The sequence below is a fragment of the Paenibacillus sp. MMS20-IR301 genome (assembly GCF_032302195.1).
In the GTDB taxonomy this organism is placed as follows: Bacteria; Bacillota; Bacilli; order Paenibacillales; family Paenibacillaceae; genus Paenibacillus_AQ.
Genome location: NZ_CP135275.1, coordinates 1031007 through 1049574, shown reverse-complemented (window position 1 = coordinate 1049574; position 18568 = coordinate 1031007). Strand labels below are relative to the sequence as shown.

Below are 18568 nucleotides of genomic sequence, written 5' to 3'. Positions count from 1 at the left end.
GCCTGAAATCTCTCCTCTAAATTAGCCGTTAATTCCTTGCACAATACGGTAAGTATCACGTGCAATGACAAGCTCTTCGTTCGTTGGAACCACAAGCACCTGTACCTTGGAGCTCTCTGTAGAGATACGGCGCGGATCACCGGAGCGAACTTTATTGGCTTCAGCATCAAGCTCAATACCCAGATAGGTAAGGTTGTTCAATACTTTCTCGCGCAGCAGGGAGGCATTCTCACCTACGCCGGCTGTGAAGACGATAATATCCGCACCATTCAGTGCTGCTGCATAAGCTCCAATGTATTTACGGAGACGGTATTCATACATTTCAAAGGCCAGGGAAGCATTCGGCTCGCCTTTTTCGTATCCGTCGATAATTTCGCGCATGTCACTGCTGATGCCGGAAATGGCCAGCATACCGCTGTGCTTGTTAAGCATGGAGTTCACTTCACCATGAGTCAGTTCTTCCTTATTCATTACATAAGGGACAATTGCCGGGTCAATATCACCGCTGCGCGTACCCATCATCAGTCCTTCAAGCGGGGTCATCCCCATAGAAGTATCGACTGAGATACCGCCATCAATAGCCGTCAGGCTCGCACCGTTACCGATGTGGCAAGTAATAATCTTCAGCTCTTCAAGCGGGCGTCCGACAAACTCTGCAGCAGCCTTGCTTACATAATCATGGGAAGTTCCGTGGAAGCCGTAACGGCGGATCTTATATTTGCTGTATAGCACTCTTGGAATAGCATACAAATAAGCCTTCTCCGGCATAGTCTGATGGAATGCAGTATCAAAAATAATGGTCTGAGGCACACCAGGCATATTGCTCTCTGCGGCAAGAATCCCGAGCAAAGCGGCCGGGTTATGCAGCGGCGCCAGGTCGAAGAGCCGGCGGATTTCCGATTTGGCTTCAGGTGTTACGAGTGCAGATTCCTTAAAGCTCTCTCCGCCATGTACCACACGATGCCCTACAGCATTGATTTCATCAATGGATGCAATTACACCATGCTCTTTATCAGTCAGGTTAGCCAGAACTTTACGGATAGCTGTAGTATGCTCCAGAATCTCACTAACTTCAGTAACCTCCTGCTTGCCGGTTGGCTTGTGGTTCAGAATGGAGGAGTCCATCCCGATCCGCTCAACCAGACCTTTAGCCAGTACGGATTCATCTGTCATGTCATAGAGCTGATATTTCAAAGAAGAACTGCCTGCATTAATTACTAGTACTTTCATATCCGGTCACCATCCTTGTCATACTTGAAGAAGCCTTCGCCTGATTTTGTTCCCAGTTGTCCTGCACGCACCATCTTCTTAAGAATTGTAGAAGGGCGGTACTTAAGCTCGCCGTATTCACGGAACATATTCTCAAGTGCGGCAAGGACGGAATCCAGACCGAAGCGGTCTGCCATTTCAAGCGGCCCGTTCTGGAACTGGTAGCCGATGCGCATAGCATCATCAATATCCTCAGGGGAAGCGACACCTTCCTGCAGGACATGCATAGCTTCGTTAATGAACAGGCAAATGAGGCGTGAAGTTACGAATCCCGGGGATTCATAAATCATTACGCCCTTCTTCTCTACAACCTCATCTACAAAGGCTTTGGTATCTTCAAACGTGCTGTCTGAAGTTTTCAGTCCGCGCACGATTTCTACGAGATCAACCTTGCCTACAGGATGAATGAAGTGCATGCCGATTACGCGCTCCGGATACATAGTAGAACTGGCAAGCTCAGTCAAGCTGAGGGTCGAGGTATTGCTGGCAAGGATTATGTGGCTCGGACATACTTGGTCGAGCTGATTAAATACCTTCTGCTTCGCTTCCAGGTCCTCAACGATGGTCTCAATAACCATATCGCAGGAGCTGAGCTCAGCAAAATGTGTCACTTTTTGAATGCGGCCGAGAATCAGTTTCTTCTCCGCCTGGGTAATCGCCCATTTCTCCAGCTGCTTGTCGAGATTTGTCTCAATCATTTCGTAGGAGTAGTTCAATCTTTCAGCAGTTTTCTCCACCAGCATTACATCCAGGCCTTTGGCTGCCAGCATTTCAGCAATGCCTTGGCCCATTGTGCCACCGCCGATGACACCAATCTTCTTAAAATTCATTTAAAAGTCTCCATCCTTTCAGGTATCTATACTTTTGTATTGTACCTTGTCTGTCGAAAAAAATAAGTAGCCCGACATATAATAATATCTTAGCATGTCTGAAAAGTAAAAAAAAATAACCGGCATAAAGAATTATGCCGGTAAAAGGACACTGTCACGAAATTGACAACGAAATTGCTCCCCGGAGAGAACTTCCTCCTTCATTAAAATGTCAAGGGAGTAATCAAATACATTTCTTTGCTTGTTCAGCAGATCTCTGGTGCGGGCCATCAGCTCATCCAGGATCTTACTGTTCTCCTTCATCAGCTCTTCGGTCGTCACCATCTGCAGATTGGCAATACCGAGTGAGGTAAGACCTGACTTCATCATCGTCTCCACAATATTCAGCGCCTGGTCGAAGTCGCCGCGCGAACCGGTGCTGCGCCCGCCGTAATACATCTCCTCAGCTACCGCTCCGCCCAGTGCAATCATAATCTGATGCTCCAGATAATCCTTCGTATACAGATACTGCTCTGTCTGCGGGTTATGCCTTACATACCCGAGAGCCTGTCCGCGCGGAGTCAGTGTGACCTGGCTGACGCTTCCCGGACGCAGCAGCTCAGCCATAATAGCATGTCCAAGCTCATGAATCGCTACCCGCTGCTTCTCTTCATGATTGGTCTCGCGGTCAGTCTTCTCACCCATCATTACCTTATCAATCGCCATCGACAGATGACGCTGCTCCACCTCGGTGAGATTCTCACGCATCATGTAGATTGCCGCCTCATTCATCACGCTCTCCAATTGGGCACCGGAGAAGCCGTAAGCCTCCTCGGCGATTTTATCCAGATCAACACTCTCATGCAGCGGCTTGTTATTGGCGTGCAGATCAAGGATCGACTTGCGCCCCTTCTTGTCAGGCATGTCCACCTGGATGTGGCGGTCGAAGCGTCCCGGGCGCAGCAGTGCCGAGTCGAGCATTTCCTTACGGTTCGTTGCTGCGACCAGCAGAATCCGCGGGGTCTCATTGTTGTAAATCCCGTCCATCTCCGTCAGCAGCTGATTGAGCGTCTGATCATATTCACGCTGCTGTCCGCCTTCACGCTTCCCGCCGATGACATCAATTTCATCAATAAAAATAATGGCGCTCTGCTTGTTCTCCTTCAGTGCGCGCGTGCGGGCATCCTTGAACAGGTCACGGATACGTCCGGCACCGACACCGACATACATCTCTACAAACTCACTGCCTGAAGCCGCCACAAATACGGAATTGGTATAATGCGCTGCAGCTTTAGCCATCAGCGTCTTACCGGTCCCCGGAGGGCCTGTAAGCAGAATCCCTTTGAGCGGACGAATCCCGAATTTGCTGATTTCTTCGTGCCGGATCAGGAAATCCAGCGCCTCGCGCAGCTCCTGCTTCGCATTGTCCTGGCCGCCGATTTGTTCAAACGTCAGCTTGGCAGGGCCGCTTTTTTTGCGTTTTTTATCCGCACCGGCATTAACCGTAAGACCGCCGCGCGCATGGGCAATGAACAGAAGGGCAGCAACCATGCCGGCTGCAACGATTACAGGGATAATATTAATTCCGACAAAAGCCATAAAAACGAGCAGCACCGGAACAAATCCGGCCAGAATCTCTTTCCACCACTTAGGCATTGTTCCACACTCCCATCGCAGCCGCTGTACGCGGAAGAATAATAAATTTACTCTCTTTCCCGTCACTCAGGCTTACGTATACGTTATTGTCATCAATCTCAGTAGTTGCTGTAACTGCACTGTACTGGCTGTATTCTGCCTTCAGGTCATCCAGCTTGGCGGGAATCAGGGTATATTTCCGGCTCTCCATCGCTTCCGCCACAGAGAACATCGCCTTGTCCCAGTACTCGTCCAGCAGAGCGCTTGAGTGCTGCTCCACATCCAGCTTAAGTGTACGGCCGTTAATAGCGGAGCCGCCCTCTTTGGAGACATACTGCACCAGCTCGCGCAATTTCGTGCCCGGCTGTAAATCAAGTTTCAAAGTTACCTCATTGCGTTTAATAGTAATATGGGAATCCTTCACGCCCTCATAGGACGATACAAGCTTTTGCAGCGGCTCCTGAACAGCGAACTGGCGGTAAGCATACCAGCCACCAAACAACAGGGCAACGGACAGCAGAGACGTTAGAAGCACAGGCATAAGACGCAGTTTCAAGAAACGTCCTCCTCTCAAAGATGAGCAAGCTATTATTTATAATAATGACCAGCAAGCATGTCCAGTTTCCGAACTCGCATGCTCTTAAGCATGCCTTGATACAAATAGTAGTATATCACAGGTGTATATACGATTTTACGGAAAAGTGTGAATATATTTAAAATTTTTGATACTAATTTCTGGATGTTTCAGAAGATTATCATTCTTTATCGGCAAAAGAGCTGCTTCAGATTAGCCCCGTTTGGGCGTAATATAAAAAACAGCAGCTCAGAATCCTGCTCTGAACTGCTGTTGCCTTCACTCTATCCTCATTTTACAATTCTGCGTATACATCAAGCTCTATCATGAATATATCTTTCAACATATACTATAATATATCAATCGATGCTATCCTTCTTTCAAACCATCAATCAATCCGAACGTAAACGAGAGTACCGGCAAAATAATTTCAAAGGCCAGAAGTAAATAACCAATAATGACTTGGGACTTCCTTCCACTCTTCCGTCCCAACCGGATGCAAAGAATACTGCCCATAATCATAAGGATATACGTTGTAAAGTAATGCATTTCGGCCTCCCATGAGCGTTTTTAACAAAAAAAGCAGGAGAACAATCCCTTGTCCCCCCGCCTGATTAAGCATGGAATGCTGCCGGTATTTTATTACCGGATGGGCAGGCTGTAACCGTCCCCAATGGCGCTGCCATCACTGAAACGGTAAAAGCTGTAATAGAACCGCCCGTCTTTTTTATAAAATAACTGCCAGACATATTCTCCGCTATACACACCAGGCAGCAGCCGTTTAATCGTGATGCCCGGGAGCTCACGTGCGATCTTGTCACGGATCTGGGCCTCTGAGGTTCCCTTACTGATCTCTTCCGCATATACCCCGTTCTCTCCCCCGGCAGGCTTGCCTTCCGTGGTAAAGCGGACCCAGACCATCAGCTCTGTACCTGCGTCATTGATGCCGGTAAGGACCCAGTAGATTGAATTTTCATCCCAGATGGATTTCTGCGCCTTCGTTATTTCCGTCAGCCCGGCCTGCGTTCTGGCAAGCTGCCTGGCTTCATTCCGCTCGTTCCACTGATCCTTCATAATGTAGGCGTAAAACTGGCTTAGTCCGAACAGAAGGAGCAATACCAGGGAGATCCCCAGCGGAAGCCACTTTCTCCTCTTTTTCAACATGCAGCTTCCTTTCTATATAACCTCTATTACCGTTTAAGCAGATTTTCGAACGTTTCCTGCGCTTTACGGCGGATAGCCTCTTCGTCCAGGGTAAGGCACTGCTTGTGCTTCACAACCTGCTTGCCGTTCACCCATACATGCTCGACATCCTTGCCGCTGGCTGAATATACGGCATGTGACAAGAGATCCGTGTGCGGCAGCAAATGCGGCTGATCGATATCAATCGCGATGAAATCGGCCTTCATCCCCGCAGCAAGACGCCCGATATTATTCAGGAAAATAGACTGCGCCCCGTATTCTGTCGCCATCAGCAGCGCCTGCGGTGCCGGTACGGCCGTCGGATCACCGCTCACACCCTTGTGAATCAGCGCGGCCATCCGCATCTCCTCAAACATATCCAGGTTGTTGTTGCTGGCTGCACCGTCTGTGCCGAGTGACACCTTAACACCGGCTCTCAGCAAATCCGGAACACGGGCTACGCCGCTGGCCAGCTTCAGGTTGCTGCAGGGATTATGCGATACGCCGACATTATGGCGGGCAAGAATTCCGATCTCCTCATCATTCAGATGAACACCGTGGGCAACCAGGGACGGACGCGTGAACATGCCCAGCTTCTCAAGGTGTGCAACCGGACGGAGTCCGTAATCAGCCGCGTTCTGTTCTACCTCACGCAGGGTTTCGGACATATGCGTATGCATCGGCAGGTCCAGATCATGGGCAGCCTGTACAAACCTCATGAAGAACTCAGGAGGGCAGGTGTAAGGCGCATGCGGCGAGATCATCGAGGTAATTCTGCCGTCTGCCTTGCCATGCCAGTTCCGGGCAAAAGCAACCGCTTCCGCCAGCTTGTGGTTCTGCACCTCTTCGGGACACAGGCCGATAACGCCGCGCATCAGCACGCCGCGGATTCCGGACTGCTCCGTAACCTCCGCTACCCGGTCCATGTGGTCGTACATATCGAGGAAGGTGGTAGTGCCGCTCTTCAGCATCTCCAGCACGGACAGCGAAGTTCCCCAATACACATCATCACCGGTGAATTTCTCTTCCATCGGCCACATTTTTTCCTGCAGCCAGGCTTGAAGGACCATATCATCACCATACCCGCGGAGCAGCGACATGGCTGCATGGCCGTGTGTATTAATGAGACCCGGCATGAACAGCAGACGGCTGCCGTCGATGACCTGGAAATCCTCACCCGTTACAGGCTTAGCTTCACCTATGTACGTAATCAGATCATTTTCTATAGTCATATAACCGCTCAGCACCGGCTGGTCACTGCCCGGAACGAGGAAACGGCCATTCTCAATAACAGTTTTATTGCTGCTCATCTGCCACTTCTTCCTTTCCATCATGCAAATAATAAGCCAGACTCTGCAGATCGGTAGTGAAGTCGGCAGCGTGAATCCGGATGTTCGCCGGCGTCTTCAGAATGACCGGGGCAAAGTTCAGAATAGCCTCAATCCCTGAATCCACCAGGATATCCGCTACATTCTGGGCTTCGCTGTCCGGTACGGTAATGATCCCGATACGAATGCCCTGCGCGCGGATTGTATCACCAAGCTCATTCATCGGCTGTACGGTCAGAGAGTTGATCTGCTGGCCTACTTTAGGCTCGTAAGCATCAAAAATAGCCGTGATCTTCATCGTATCCTTCAGATAGGCATTGTAATTGGACAAGGCATGGCCGAGATTACCGGCTCCTACCAGCGCTACATTAATTTGCTGGTCCAGCTTCAGAATGTGGCGGATTTTCTCTATGAGATAAGAGACATCATAACCGATGCCCTTTCTGCCGAAATCCCCGAAATAAGCCAGGTCCTTGCGGATCTGGGCAGGGTTCAGATCAAGCTTTTGTCCCAGCTCCTGAGAAGAAACTGTAGAGATTTCACGTTTTTGGAGATCGTTCAGGAAACGCAGGTACACTGGGAGCCTGCGCACGACGGCCTCCGATATTTTATCCGATTTCATGTTTTCTCCTCCTAAAAGTTTTGTAAGCAAACGCTTCATTTATTAACTTCGTGCAAAACTTGCTTCGTAAGCATAGTCTTAGTTTGATAGCATTAAAAAAGTTGAACTTAAAGCTGAATTGTCACTGCGGTGAACATTTGGACTTCCGGCCGCTGTTGCCCCAAAATTTCTTAATTAATACCACTTTTAGCGGTATAAATCCGGTGGCAAAGGCGATCGCTATCGCTCCTACAGTTCCAAATTTCCCCTTCGATCCTTTTTGCTTTTCGTTAGTTATAGAAACCCTGCTCCGCTGCCGCGGCATCTGGTCAGCAGCAGCGACCGGGTCTTCGGGTAAATTAGGATCTATTAATAATATCAACCGGCAGCCGTTTATGAAACCCCGCCTTCATCAAGCCACTCTGCAATCCGCGGAACCATCTGCTCAGTCAGCATATGCTCCATCTTCGGACCGGGCAGTGAATACAGGAAGTATTTCCCGTAATAAGCTTCAATGACCCTGGTATCATATACAATAACAATGCCGCGGTCTTGTGCGGTGCGGACCAGCCGTCCAAAGCCCTGCTTGAACCGGATGACCGCCTGCGGAACAGACAGCTTCATAAACGGATTTTTCTTTTGGGCCTGCAGCAGCTCCGACTTCGCTTCGGCGAGCGGATGGTTCGGCGGCTGAAACGGCAGTCTGACGATAGCGAGACAGGTCAGTGCATCTCCGGGAATGTCTACCCCTTCCCAGAAGCTGCTCGTACCCAGCAGCACCGCAGCCGGGCTGTCCTGGAAACGGCGGATCAGCTTGCTCCGGCTACCGCCCTCCACCCCTTGTCCAAGCACTGAGATATCCTGCATTGCCAGGGCTTCCTTAAGCGGATCATACACCTGCCGCAGCATTTTGTATGATGTGAACAGCACCAGCATCCGCCCGCGCGTGGCTATAGCCGCTTCTGCGAGTGAACGTACCAGCGTATCAACGAACCGGGCATCCCCGATGCTGCCCTTCACGCTTGGGAAGTCACGGGGGATGACCAGCAGCGCCTGCTCCCGGTAGTTGAACGGAGACGGCAGCAGCGAAGTCATCAGCCGTCCTTCTTCTGCAGCTCCGCCCAGACCCAGATTATCAATCATGAACTGGAAGGATTTGTCCACCGACAAAGTGGCGGAAGTCAGAATAATACTCTTCTTCTTGTCGAAGAACAGCTCTCTGAGCTGTGTGCTGACATCGACCGGAACAGCGTACATCTGCAGTGACTTGCCGCGGTAATTGCCGCTTCCCTCCAGCCAATACACAATATTCTCATCGTTCAGCGTCATGAAGAACCGGATCTGCTCCCGGATGGATGCAAGGTCCTTGAACAGTCCGCCGATGTCAGTCACAAGGCTGTCTGAAGACGACTGGCTGTCCGTATCCCGCATCTCGCTGAGCATTTTATCACCCTTACGGATAATATCGCTCAGGCTGAGATGAAGCGTATTCTCCAGCGCAGCCAGTTCTTCCCACTCCTTTGGCTTCTTTCCGGGCAGCAGGCGCGCAACCAGCTGCCCGGCTTCTCCGGCCCCGGCATCGCTGCGCTCCGGCAGCAGGCCAAACAGCCTGTCGCTAAGCGCATCCCACGACTCCTTCACGGTGAGCAGGTCTGGATAGATGCGGTCAATAACCCCGCTCCATTCCGAAGCCTGCTCACTGCCTGAAGACTGCAAAGTCTGGCGCAGGGCCGGCAGCTGACCGCTGCGGCTGTCCTTGTACAGACGGGTAAGCGTATGGGCGACTGTGAAATATTTCATCTGCATGCCCAGATGCTTACCGGCGATATCTTCCAGATGATGCGCCTCATCAATAACCAGATGCTCGTAAGCCGGAAGCAGCTGATGCCCGGCCTTAACGTCTGCGAACAGTTTGGAGTGATTGGTAACAACTACATCGGCAATTCCGGCTTCATGCTTCGCCCGGTGATAATAACATTTGCGGAACCACGGACAGGAACGCCCCAGACAGGAGTCGGTATCACTGGCTACCGTCTCCCAGAAATCACCTCCGCGGCCGTGTAAATTAAGCTCCTCATCATCGCCTGTCTGCGTCTGGGTCAGCCAGACGATCATTTGCGCTGCTGTCAGCGCTTCTTCCCGGGTGCTTGTGAAATCCTTCTTAATAATTCTATGTTCAAACTTGCGGAGACACAAATAATGCCCTCTTCCCTTAAAGATCGCAGCCTTAAACGGGAACGGGACGACGCTGGTGAGCAAAGGGATATCGCGTTCACGCAGTTGATCCTGCAGGTTGATCGTATGCGTGCTGACCATGACCTTCTCGTCACTGCGGATACTGTGATAAATGGCCGGCAGCAGGTAACCGAGCGATTTGCCCGTTCCGGTGCCCGCTTCAATCAGCAGATGCTTATCCTGCGCAAGCGCCGTCATTACCTCGTGAATCATAAGCTCCTGCGCCTCGCGGCTCTCATATTGCGGAAGGGCCTCTTTAAGGCGCAGGGTGACCTCTTCCATGTATTCCTTGAACGTAATATTCTGCAGCGGATTGCCTGCGTGATCCTCACGCGGCGGAGCCAGCTCCGCCCAGTCCCCTACAGCCAGCGCCAGCTGCCGGTAGAAGGTTAAATCACCTTCCGGCTGAAAGGTCTCCATCTCGCGCTCACGGAGGAGTCCGTCGAAGTACCAGGCAAGATCACTGTCCTCATCTGTGAACAGCTCATTCAGCCGCTGAATGGTCAGCAGAGGCAGACTGTAGAGCTCCTCCAGACATTTCAGCAGCACCAGCGCGGTAGCCAGCGCATCACTGTCCGCCTGATGCGGACGGTCATGCGTAATGCCGAAATGATTACTCACTGCACCAAGCTGGTAAGTTGTCAGTGAAGGAAAGCATATTTTGAGAAAATCGATAGTATCCAGAATCCGCCCCTGAAACGGCAGATAGCCGCAGCGGTCCAGCGCATTCTGCAAAAAATGAAAATCAAACGCCACATTATGTCCAACCAGCACCACATCATCAAGCAGCGGCACCAGCTCCATCATCATCTCATCAAGCTCCGGCGCATCCTGTACATCACTATCTGTAATTCCGGTCAGGCCCGTAATAAAAGGAGGAATCGGCGCTCCGGGCTTGACGTAGGAACCATACACCCGGGAGATCGTCCCGTCATCCTCTATAATGGCAAGGCCAACCTGGATAATCTCTCCCACAGATTGGGTTCCTGTAGTTTCAAAATCAAGCACGGCAAATTTCATTATAAGTTCTATTCCCTTTCCCATGAGACTCTTTATCAGCATAACAGAAGTTACGAAAAAAGGCGATGCACACCCCGGGAAGTAGGTTGCACCGCTTGAATGGATACAAATGTTTATAAAAGCGAAACCAGCTGCTGCCCGAACTGCAGCTTCCCGCCGCGTCTTGCGCAAACCTCCAGGTTCAGGCTTGGCTCCGGGAGGGCCGGATCATGCAGCAGGGAGAGGCTGAACAGCTCGCTTGCTTCGTTGAAGCGTTCCTGCGAGGCTCTGATGCAGCCGAGCGCATTATAGATCATTGCCTTCAGCTTCGTCTCACGGATGAGGCCAAGCATATGATGCAGATGGCTCCAGGCAGTCTCCCCTTCACCTTCCTGCAGGTAAGCCATGGCCAGATACAGCCGGGCCGCGAGGCTGTCCGGATGCTTCGCTGTAACTTCCTTGAACTGGTCAATGCACTTGCGGTACATCAGCAGCTTGTAGTACCCCTGGCCGCGGACAAAAGCATCCATAGCCAGCTCAGGCGCCTCCTGCTCCGGCGTAGCCTCCTCCGGCTGAAGCTGGAAGTCCGCCCCGTCACGGAACTGGCTTAGCTTCTCGGCAAAGGCCAGCCATTCATCCATGACATTATCGCTGATCCGGTGAAGCATATTATATTTGGATAAAAGGTCGTTGCGGCGGGCTCCCTCCGCACAAGGGTAGTCGGTTATGATCTCCTCGAGCATCTTGTTCATCTCAGCAAATAAATGTTGAAACAACGGACATCCCACCCTTACTGATAATGAAGTCAGCTAAGCTTGCCTGCCTTCATTTTTCACAAGTCGGAGTGTCTTCATCCCTGCCATTGATTACATGGCACTGCCGCGGATGCTTCAGGCGATCGTTGCATGAATCTCATGATCCGCCAGCTTCACCGGCTTATTGTCCGCATCTACGAACACAACAGTCGGCTTATGGCCCGCCAGCTCCTCGGACGACAGCATTGCGTAAGAAATAATAATAACAGTATCACCAGGCTGTACCAAACGGGCGGCAGCACCGTTCAGACAAATCACACCGCTGCCGCGCGGTCCGGGAATGACATAAGTTTCAAGACGGGATCCGTTATTGTTGTCCACAATCTGCACCTTTTCGTTCTCCAGCAGATCAGCCGCTTCCATCAGATCCTCATCAATGGTAATGCTGCCTACATAATTAAGGTTAGCTTCGGTGACGGTGGCCCGGTGGATTTTGGATTTCATCATATGTCTAAACAAGTGCGTGAGCCTCCTTAGGAATAAATACATTATTGTCAATCAGGCGGGTTCTGCCGAACTTCACAGCGAGAGCCATAATGACTTCCCCGCCAGCCGTACTAAGCGGGCTGCCGCCTTCCAGCTGCTCCAGATCCGGGAAGGTCAGAATCTCGGCATAATCGATAACGGCAAGCGGGGATTCCGAAATAACCGATACCAGCAGCCGGCGGGCTTCATCTGCAGTGCGGACCGTACCGGCTTCAATCGCCTGACGGGCTTCGCGCAGGGACCGTGACAAGACCAGCGCCTGGCTGCGCTCCTCTGCACTCAGGTACACATTGCGCGAGCTTAAGGCGAGGCCGTCTTCTTCACGCACAATCGGACAAGCAATAATCTCAACGTTCATATTGAGGTCAGCCACCATCCGGCGGAGAACGGCCACCTGCTGGGCATCCTTCAGCCCGAAGAAGGCATACTCCGGCTGCACCATATTAAACAGCTTACTGACAACGGTAGTCACCCCGTCAAAATGCCCCGGGCGCGATGCTCCGCAAAGCTGCGTTGTCAGCGAAGAAACAGTTACAGCAGTACGGACCGGCTGAGGATACATTTCCTCTACACTGGGGATAAATACAATATCTGCCCCTTCACGCTCGGCCAGCTCCAGATCGCGCTGTTCATCACGCGGATAAGCGGCATAGTCCTCATTCGGCCCAAACTGCAGCGGGTTGACAAAAATACTCATCACCACGGTGCCGCTCTTCTCCCCGGCCTTGCGCAGCAGGCTCGCATGTCCTTCATGCAGATATCCCATAGTTGGAACAAATCCGACCGGGCCATGCCCACCTTGCTTCATATATTCAAGCGCTTCGCGCAATTGTGCTACGGTTCTAATGACTCTCATTTTAGTTCGCTCCTTTTACGGCGCCGCCATACAGCGATTCCAGTACAGTTTCATCTGCATTAAACACATGGCTCTCCGCCGGGAAGGACCGGTCCTTCACTTCGCGGACATAGCTGCTGATGCCTTCCCGGATCAGGCTCCCGACATCCGCGTAGGTTTTGACGAACCGTTTCTCCCGGTAAGGGGAGGCATAGCGCAGGACATCATGGAACACCAGCACCTGGCCGTCACAGTAACGGCCTGCACCAATGCCGATGGTCGGAATGCTGACCGCCTTGGAGATGGCTTCCGCCACCTCTTCGGTTACCAGCTCCAGCACGATGCCGAACGCCCCGGCAGCCTCCAGAGCCTTTGCTTCATCCATCAGCCGCTGCGCATCCTTAGCGTCCTTGCCCTGAATCCGGTAGCCGCCAATCATATTCACAGATTGCGGAGTCAGGCCAATATGGCCGAGAACCGGCACACCGGCGGCAACCACTGCGGATACCGCCGCGCAGATTTCCAGTCCGCCTTCCATTTTGACCGCATGGGCCTGGCCTTCCTGCATCAGCCTGCGCACCCCGTGCAGCGTAGCGTCTACACTGCCGTGATACGTCATGAAAGGCATATCTGCGATAATGAATGTATTCTGCGCCCCGCGCTTCACGCTGCGGGTGTGATAGACCATATCGTCTATGGTAACCGGCAGGGTCGTATCGTACCCGAGCACAACATTTCCAAGCGAATCCCCGACCAGAATCAGGTCTACTCCCGCTTCCTCAGCCAGGAGGGCGGAGGGGTAATCATAAGCGGTCAGCATGCTGAGAGGCACACCGTCCGCTTTCATCTTTTTCATTTTCACAATATTCAGTGCATGTTTGTCTGCCATTTGCTCTCATTCCCCTTTGCTTTTCAATAAATACGCGTTGCCGCGCAAACAAAAAAACCTTTTAGCATGGTCCGCTAAAAAGGTCCGAAGGGCAAAAAAGAGTCACTCGCGATCGTCCCTTCTGTCTCGGTCCTTACGGCTCAGAGCAGAATCCAACGTAACCGTTACTTCCAGTTATGAAGGTACATCCGGTAAACTAATTTCTGAAAAAAGGTTTAATTGCGTGAGTACAGCTCGGTCATCCGATGCCGCCTCTACAGCTAGTATAACAAAATCCGCAGACAATTACACCACCTAAGCTAAAACGGGTATCCTCCCCTGAAGGACAATAACCGTCTTTCGCTTATATCAATTCAATCTCGCCGGACAGCACACTGGTAATTTCGCCAGTGCTGCTGCTGCGCAGCATTAGCCCGCCGCCCTCATCAAGCCCGACAGCAACCGCTTCTGTGCGCCCCCGGGATGAATTCACACTCACCTGGCGGCCCAGCGTAACCGACATGGATTCCCACAGCACCTTGATGGGCTGAAATCCGTGGGCGATGTAAAGAGTATACAGATATTCAAGCTCGGTCAGTACGGCTGCCGCCAGCCTCATCCGGTCCACCGGAATGCCCCCGCCTTCAATCAGCAGGGAGGTTCCGACCGTCTTCAGCTCGTCCGGATAGTCTTCCTCTGTCAAGTTAACCGCAATCCCGATGCCGGCGATGCAATAGTGCAAGCCGCCTTCCCTGAAGGAGGATTCGAGCAGAATGCCGCAGATTTTGCGCCCGCCGGCCAGCAGGTCGTTCGGCCATTTGATTCCGGCCGGCACTCCTGTAACCGTACGGATCGCGGTACAGACCGCCACCCCGGCGAGCAGTGTCAGCTGCGGGGTCAGGCTAAGGGGAAGCTCCGGGCGCAGCACGAGGCTCATCCAGATGCCTTTGCCGCGCGGGGAATGCCACTTGCGGCCCATTCTTCCCCGCCCTCCGGTCTGCTCCTCAGCCATCACCGCGGTCCCTTCTGGAGCACCGTTCTCGGCCAGCCGCTTGGCCTCCTCCTGTGTCGAGGACACTGTATCTAACCGCTGAATCCGGCCAGGCCAGGCCGAAACGAAGTTCTCCCGCTTCATGAGTCCGGGCGGCAGTGGATAATCACTCTTCATCTCTATCCATCCTTTGCGCTTCCTGCAGCAGTAATTGATTGTCATTAGCAATCTCGCCGGCCGCCGCTGCCAGCAGCAGCCGGTTCAGCAGCACGCCCAGCCAAGGCCCGGGACGTTTGTCCAGCACAGCTGTCAGCTCATGCCCTGACACGGCCAGCTCACCCAGGCTCTGCAGCCGCATCTCTGCGGTCCAGGACCGCATCTGTGCAATGCCGGGTAAGCTGGCCTTAGAGCCGGGCCCGGAGGTGGAGGCGGCTGCAGCGCCAAGGCTAAAGGCACCGCGCTCCGGCGTGGGCGTAGCCGTAGCAGAGCAACCGGCGGCCCGCTCAGCCGCCTCAGCCACGGTCAGCCATCCTTCGGCGGCTGACCGGCCGTGGGCCAGCACGGCGGCGATCCAGCGCCGCCGGAGCCCTGCGGAGGCGCCGGGATCCTCCGGCGCCTCCGCTGCCAGCGCCGCGTCCCAGGCTTCGCGGACGCGCAGCACGGCGGCGATGCCGGAGAGCGCCGCCCCCGGGAACTTCCATGCCCGCAGGAGCTCACCGGCCGTATCGGCCGATGATCCCAGGGCATGGAGCAGGAGCGCCCAACGCAGGCGGGCGTCCTGCAGGTCCGCGAGACCGGCTGAACGGGCGGCGGCTGCCGCCAGGTCCCGGCCGGTCCAGGGGAACGGCGCTTTGCCGCGCGGCAAGAGGCCGCTGCGCAGCAGCAGGCCCAGCCCGCGCTGCGGATGCGGGCCTTCGACGATGCGCTCTATTTCCGAGCGCATCCGCTCCACAGCAATATGCGCCAGCTTGTCACGCTGGCGCAGGAGCCCCCGCCATGTATTCTTGGCGATGGCGAAATCAAGAACAGAAGCAAACCGCACGCAGCGGAGCATCCGCAGCGCGTCTTCATCGAAGCGTTCCTCCGCCTTGCCGACGCAGCGGATCAGCCGGAGCTGAAGATCCCGCGCCCCGTGGAAGGGATCGATCATTACGCCGTCTTGGCCGCAACAGATCGCATTAATTGTGAAGTCGCGGCGGCGGAGATCCTCCTTCACATCACGTACGAACGAAACATGCTCCGGACGGCGGTGATCGGCATAGCCGCTCTCCGTCCGGTAGGTTGTAACCTCAAAGCTATGCCCGCCCTGCAGCACAGTAACTGTGCCATGCGCAAGCCCGGTGGGCACGCAGCGCGGAAACAGGGCGATGACCTCCTCCGGAAGGGCAGAGGTCGTCAGGTCCATATCATGCACCGGCCGGCCTAACAGCTCGTCACGCAGACAGCCGCCGACAAAAAAAGCCTCGTGCCCGTCTGCAAGCAGAGCTGCAATCACCACACCGGCGGCTTCCGCCATGCCGGATGGTGCCATTGTCCATTTCATGCCAAACTCCTTACCCCCGGATAGGGTCCAGCCCGGGTACCCTGCGTCCAAGCACACGGTAATAAATATCTTCGTATTGATCAGTAATCATATCTCTGCTGAAATCATTGCAGGCCCGCTCGAGACAAGCGCGCCTGAAGCTTTCAGCCATACCGGTATCCGAGAGCAGCTTAACCGCATACCCTGCCATCGCTTCGGTATCCCCCACAGGGGCAAGGAAGCCGGTAATGCCATGCTGAATCAGCTCCGGGATGCCTCCCGTCTGCGAACCGATCGTCGGAACACCGCAGGCCATCGCTTCCAGTGCAACAAGCCCGAAGCTCTCCTTCTCCGATGGAAGCAGCAGCAGATCAGCCAGCGAGATCACCTGGGCAATCTCATCCTGCTTGCCGAGGAAGCGCACCTTGTCATCAAGGCCCATCTCACTGATTTTCGCCTGAATCTTCGGCAGATCGGGTCCTTCACCGACCAGCAGCAGCCGTGAAGGAACCTTCTGGTTCACACGGGCGAATACATCCACCACATCGCTGACCCGCTTAACCGGACGGAAGTTGCTGATATGCATCAGAATTTTCTCATCCGGCGATGCAAAGTCCCCCCGCAGGTCCGTGACATCACGGGGATAGTAGACCCGCTTATCCACGAAATTATAAGTTAAATCTATCCCGCGGGTAATATCGAGCACTTTGCGCGTTTCGTTAATCAGGTCCTGAGAAACCGCTGTCACCGCATCGCTCTCGTTAATACCAAGGCGGATCAGATCCTTAAGCGATTCATCCTGGCCCAGCACCGTGATATCCGTGCCGTGCAGTGTAGTTACCACCTTAATATCATTGCCGAGGATCTGCTTCGCCAGATAGGCGCAGACGGCATGCGGCACCGCGTAATGCACGTGGAATAAATCCAGCTTCTGCATCTTGGCCACCTGGGCCATCTTGGTTGCCAGCGCAAGGTCATACGGCGGATAACGGAACACATAATAATCGTTAACCTCAACCTCATGATAAAATATATTCTTCTGAAACGTTCCAAGCCGGAACGGGATACTGTGTGTAATAAAATGGACCTCATGGCCTTTTTCAGCCAATAGCTTGCCCAGTTCAGTTGCCACTACGCCCGAGCCACCAAGAGACGGATAACAAGTGATGCCTATTTTCAGCCGGTCCATAGCTCCGCCCCTTCTCCCTGACATCTTTCCATTACTTCAAGTAATGACATGAATTTATTATAGTTGTTTTTGAACTATTTTCAAACCTTAGGCCTGCGGGCGTGCTGCGCTGAACAAATCAACCGTGTGCGGCACCTTGCTGGTGAACCCTTCCGCATAAGGAATGAGCCGCCGCTGTCCAAGCAGCATATCTCTTGCGCGGACACGTTCAATATACCCTTCCGTTAGCGGCGTCTTCACGGTGTCTTCACCCGGGGCAAGCCCGAATTGTGAACGATAACAGGAGAGCGCCTGCTCTTTCAGGGGATACTGCGCAGTAACATCCACTATCAGATCGCTGCGGCCAAGGTCATTTATGAAATAAAAATATAATTGCGGCTCAGGAATGCTGGGCTTGTCCGGCATATATTTGCGCAGCTTGGCGTTAAATACAGCCTCCTCCACCAGCTTGCTGCAGGCGATATGATCCGGATGGCGGTCTTCAAAGTAAGGGGCAAACACAATTGCCGGTGCAAAGCGGCGGATTTCCGCCGTCACTGCCGCCAAATGGCTCTCAGTCAAATACAGCCCCCGGTCAGGCAGCCCCAGATTGGTGCGTACAGAAACCCCAAGCAGATCAGCCGCCTGCTGTGCCTCAAGCTTACGGAGCTCCACAGTACCGTTGGAGGACATTTCCGCTCCGGTCAGATCACACAGGCCCACTTTGAAGCCGGCCGCAGTGTGCTTGGCAATCGTACCTGCCATGCCGATTTCGGCATCATCCGCATGCGCGCCAAATACCAGAATGTCGAGTTTCATTATTCATCCACACCCGGTTTGTATTTATGTACCAGCTCACGCCAGCCGAAATCGCCGCGGTCAATGGCCTTGACCAGAATCTCTGCAGTAGCAATATTCGTGGCCACCGGAATTCCGTATACATCACAGAGCCGGAGCAGTGCGGTGATATCCGGTTCATGCGGCTGGGCCATCAGCGGGTCACGCAGGAAAACAATCAAGTCCAGCTCATCAGTCGCAACCATAGAGCCGATCTGCTGATCTCCGCCCAGCGGGCCGGACATATAACGGTGAATGGTCAGCTTGGTTGCCTCCATAATCCGTTGTCCGGTTGTTCCGGTTGAGAATAATTCATGGCCTACAAACACATGCTCATAGGCGGTTACAAAGTTAACCATTTCATCTTTTTTGCGGTCATGTGCGATAAATGCGATTTTTAACATCCTGCTCTCT

At 53.3% G+C, this 18568-nt stretch carries 17 protein-coding genes; all 17 read right to left on the bottom strand.

The features are described 5' to 3' along the window. Positions 1-21: 21 nt before the first annotated feature. Positions 22-1230 carry an acetate/propionate family kinase gene (locus LOS79_RS04490; RefSeq protein ID WP_315416605.1) on the bottom strand — a complete coding sequence of 403 codons (1209 nt, stop codon included), beginning with the start codon at positions 1228-1230 and terminating at the stop codon, positions 22-24. Beyond that, positions 1227-2099 (bottom strand): 3-hydroxyacyl-CoA dehydrogenase family protein, encoded by an 873-nt coding sequence (locus LOS79_RS04485; protein WP_315416604.1) that lies wholly within the window; start codon positions 2097-2099, stop codon positions 1227-1229. Before LOS79_RS04485 ends, LOS79_RS04490 begins: the two co-directional genes overlap by 4 nt. 132 nt (positions 2100-2231) lie before the next feature. Beyond that, the gene (locus LOS79_RS04480) at positions 2232-3734 is read right to left on the bottom strand and encodes an AAA family ATPase (protein WP_315416602.1); all 1503 of its coding nucleotides are present in this window, start codon (positions 3732-3734) and stop codon (positions 2232-2234) included. Next, the gene (locus tag LOS79_RS04475; protein ID WP_315416600.1) at positions 3727-4269 is read right to left on the bottom strand and encodes a hypothetical protein; all 543 of its coding nucleotides are present in this window, start codon (positions 4267-4269) and stop codon (positions 3727-3729) included. The genes LOS79_RS04480 and LOS79_RS04475 overlap by 8 nt, the downstream gene beginning before the upstream one ends. Positions 4270-4929: 660 nt before the next feature. Next, positions 4930-5451 carry a cell wall elongation regulator TseB-like domain-containing protein gene (locus tag LOS79_RS04470; protein ID WP_315416599.1) on the bottom strand — a complete coding sequence of 174 codons (522 nt, stop codon included), beginning with the start codon at positions 5449-5451 and terminating at the stop codon, positions 4930-4932. A 26-nt stretch (positions 5452-5477) separates the two neighbouring features. Beyond that, positions 5478-6779 carry an amidohydrolase gene (locus tag LOS79_RS04465; protein WP_315416597.1) on the bottom strand — a complete coding sequence of 434 codons (1302 nt, stop codon included), beginning with the start codon at positions 6777-6779 and terminating at the stop codon, positions 5478-5480. Continuing rightward, positions 6766-7419: a redox-sensing transcriptional repressor Rex gene (locus tag LOS79_RS04460; RefSeq protein ID WP_315416596.1), complete on the bottom strand. Its 654-nt coding sequence runs from the start codon at positions 7417-7419 to the stop codon at positions 6766-6768. The genes LOS79_RS04465 and LOS79_RS04460 overlap by 14 nt, the downstream gene beginning before the upstream one ends. Before the next feature lie 372 nt (positions 7420-7791). After that, positions 7792-10653, bottom strand: coding sequence for an ATP-dependent DNA helicase DinG (gene dinG / locus LOS79_RS04455; RefSeq protein ID WP_315416595.1), 2862 nt, complete (start codon positions 10651-10653; stop codon positions 7792-7794). Between the two features lie 113 nt (positions 10654-10766). Beyond that, on the bottom strand, positions 10767-11408 hold the full coding sequence (locus LOS79_RS04450) for a tetratricopeptide repeat protein (RefSeq protein ID WP_315416594.1): 642 nt from the start codon (positions 11406-11408) through the stop codon (positions 10767-10769). 114 nt (positions 11409-11522) lie between these two features. Next, a complete protein-coding gene (panD, locus tag LOS79_RS04445) occupies positions 11523-11906 on the bottom strand; it encodes an aspartate 1-decarboxylase (protein WP_315416593.1) in 384 nt (127 codons plus the stop codon). Further along, positions 11899-12741: a pantoate--beta-alanine ligase gene (panC, locus tag LOS79_RS04440; RefSeq protein ID WP_397386775.1), complete on the bottom strand. Its 843-nt coding sequence runs from the start codon at positions 12739-12741 to the stop codon at positions 11899-11901. Before panC ends, panD begins: the two co-directional genes overlap by 8 nt. Before the next feature lie 49 nt (positions 12742-12790). Further along, the gene (panB, locus tag LOS79_RS04435) at positions 12791-13657 is read right to left on the bottom strand and encodes a 3-methyl-2-oxobutanoate hydroxymethyltransferase (RefSeq protein ID WP_315416591.1); all 867 of its coding nucleotides are present in this window, start codon (positions 13655-13657) and stop codon (positions 12791-12793) included. 343 nt (positions 13658-14000) lie between these two features. Then, positions 14001-14804, bottom strand: coding sequence for a biotin--[acetyl-CoA-carboxylase] ligase (locus LOS79_RS04430; protein WP_315416589.1), 804 nt, complete (start codon positions 14802-14804; stop codon positions 14001-14003). Next, on the bottom strand, positions 14794-16170 hold the full coding sequence (locus tag LOS79_RS04425; protein ID WP_315416587.1) for a CCA tRNA nucleotidyltransferase: 1377 nt from the start codon (positions 16168-16170) through the stop codon (positions 14794-14796). Before LOS79_RS04425 ends, LOS79_RS04430 begins: the two co-directional genes overlap by 11 nt. 10 nt (positions 16171-16180) lie before the next feature. Beyond that, on the bottom strand, positions 16181-17338 hold the full coding sequence (bshA, locus tag LOS79_RS04420; protein ID WP_315416586.1) for an N-acetyl-alpha-D-glucosaminyl L-malate synthase BshA: 1158 nt from the start codon (positions 17336-17338) through the stop codon (positions 16181-16183). Between the two features lie 87 nt (positions 17339-17425). Next, on the bottom strand, positions 17426-18136 hold the full coding sequence (bshB1, locus tag LOS79_RS04415) for a bacillithiol biosynthesis deacetylase BshB1 (RefSeq protein ID WP_315416584.1): 711 nt from the start codon (positions 18134-18136) through the stop codon (positions 17426-17428). Then, positions 18136-18558 carry a methylglyoxal synthase gene (gene mgsA, locus LOS79_RS04410; protein ID WP_315416582.1) on the bottom strand — a complete coding sequence of 141 codons (423 nt, stop codon included), beginning with the start codon at positions 18556-18558 and terminating at the stop codon, positions 18136-18138. Before mgsA ends, bshB1 begins: the two co-directional genes overlap by 1 nt. Between the last annotated feature and the right edge of the window lie 10 nt (positions 18559-18568).

Bases quoted from the DNA above. Each gene is read 5' to 3' on its own strand.
- LOS79_RS04490 (WP_315416605.1), bottom strand. From the start codon at position 1,230: ATGAAAGTACTAGTAATTAATGCAGGCAGTTCTTCTTTGAAATATCAG.
- LOS79_RS04465 (WP_315416597.1), bottom strand. From the start codon at position 6,779: ATGAGCAGCAATAAAACTGTTATTGAGAATGGCCGTTTCCTCGTTCCG.
- LOS79_RS04485 (WP_315416604.1), bottom strand. From the start codon at position 2,099: ATGAATTTTAAGAAGATTGGTGTCATCGGCGGTGGCACAATGGGCCAA.
- LOS79_RS04460 (WP_315416596.1), bottom strand. From the start codon at position 7,419: ATGAAATCGGATAAAATATCGGAGGCCGTCGTGCGCAGGCTCCCAGTG.
- LOS79_RS04480 (WP_315416602.1), bottom strand. From the start codon at position 3,734: ATGCCTAAGTGGTGGAAAGAGATTCTGGCCGGATTTGTTCCGGTGCTG.
- LOS79_RS04470 (WP_315416599.1), bottom strand. From the start codon at position 5,451: ATGTTGAAAAAGAGGAGAAAGTGGCTTCCGCTGGGGATCTCCCTGGTA.
- dinG (WP_315416595.1), bottom strand. From the start codon at position 10,653: ATGAAATTTGCCGTGCTTGATTTTGAAACTACAGGAACCCAATCTGTG.
- panB (WP_315416591.1), bottom strand. From the start codon at position 13,657: ATGGCAGACAAACATGCACTGAATATTGTGAAAATGAAAAAGATGAAA.
- bshA (WP_315416586.1), bottom strand. From the start codon at position 17,338: ATGGACCGGCTGAAAATAGGCATCACTTGTTATCCGTCTCTTGGTGGC.
- panC (WP_397386775.1), bottom strand. From the start codon at position 12,741: ATGAAGCAAGGTGGGCATGGCCCGGTCGGATTTGTTCCAACTATGGGA.
- mgsA (WP_315416582.1), bottom strand. From the start codon at position 18,558: ATGTTAAAAATCGCATTTATCGCACATGACCGCAAAAAAGATGAAATG.
- LOS79_RS04425 (WP_315416587.1), bottom strand. From the start codon at position 16,170: ATGAAATGGACAATGGCACCATCCGGCATGGCGGAAGCCGCCGGTGTG.
- LOS79_RS04430 (WP_315416589.1), bottom strand. From the start codon at position 14,804: ATGAAGAGTGATTATCCACTGCCGCCCGGACTCATGAAGCGGGAGAAC.
- bshB1 (WP_315416584.1), bottom strand. From the start codon at position 18,136: ATGAAACTCGACATTCTGGTATTTGGCGCGCATGCGGATGATGCCGAA.